The 292-nt window shown below is 51.7% G+C and carries 1 protein-coding gene; it reads left to right on the top strand.

Annotation, left to right across the window (positions count from 1 at the left end):
* Positions 1-292, top strand: a 292-nt coding sequence (locus ADK28_RS04750) for a tyrosine-type recombinase/integrase (protein ID WP_152929628.1), incomplete at both ends; no start/stop codon positions are given.

Here is a 292-nt window from a genome sequence, read left to right as displayed (position 1 = left end):
TGTTGTTACTGACGGGGGTCCGTACGATTGAGCTACGTGCAGCCGAATGGCATGAGTTTGATCTGGATAACGCGTTATGGACGATCCCAGAAAGTCGTATGAAGAAGCGCCGCAAACATCTGGTACCGTTGTCAAATCAGGTTCTGGCGATCCTGCAGGAACTCCGTGCCTACACTGGTCAGTACCAACTGGTATTTCCAGGGCGCTGCAATATCAACAAACCGATGAGTGAGGCCAGTATCAACATGGTGATCAAACGCATCGGTTATGATGGCAAGGCTACCGGCCACGG

This window comes from Serratia sp. 506_PEND (assembly GCF_001076875.1).
Lineage (GTDB): Bacteria > Pseudomonadota > Gammaproteobacteria > Enterobacterales > Enterobacteriaceae > Serratia > Serratia marcescens.
Note: the sequence above shows the minus strand (reverse complement) of the source record. Positions and strands in the feature narration are given on the sequence as shown.